The organism is uncultured Psychroserpens sp. (assembly GCF_947494225.1).
Taxonomy (GTDB): domain Bacteria; phylum Bacteroidota; class Bacteroidia; order Flavobacteriales; family Flavobacteriaceae; genus Psychroserpens.
Genome location: NZ_CANLUG010000027.1, coordinates 1 through 590 on the forward strand (window position 1 = coordinate 1; position 590 = coordinate 590).

At 35.6% G+C, this 590-nt stretch carries 1 protein-coding gene; it reads right to left on the bottom strand.

Translation table 11 applies throughout. The features are described 5' to 3' along the window. The coding region (locus Q0893_RS19500; RefSeq protein ID WP_299278959.1) for a hypothetical protein at positions 1-590 on the bottom strand (590 nt) is incomplete at both ends.

A 590-nucleotide genomic window follows, 5' to 3' on the forward strand; every position in this document is an offset into this window, starting at 1 on the left:
TCATAATACAAATAAGCTCTATGTTTCAATTTTGTGGTTGTTGGAGCAAACTTAAAATCTGTAATATTGACAACTTTAGTTCCAGTAACAGGGTCATAAATTCCTCCATAACTTAGGTCTGAATTGTAGTTTTTACCATGAATATATCCAACTAACATATACCATTTGTTGAGTTGCGGTAAGTCTCCAACCCAGAAATATGGATTTGTTCCAATATCTCCATTTAATTTTAAAATGGTATAATCATAAAAGTTTGTGTCGGTACCGCTTTGCCACTGCTGACAACCAAAATAGCTATGCCCATCGTTAGAATTTGTTTTTTTCAACCAAACAACAAAGCGATAGGTTTCTTCATTATTGATATTATGATAGTTAGAGTTCCAACCACCATCTGCATTATTGGCAGCATCGTTTCCACCTTTCCATAAAATGGACGAATTACCGAAAGGATCTGTCCCTAATTCTCGGCTATTTTCACTTGTAGCTCCGTTTTGAGTGAATCCAGAAACAGAACCGCTGCCAATAGTCCAAGTTGAAGTGTCTAATAAGTTTTGCGCTTTAGTTAAAGAAGAACTCAATACGAAAGCTAG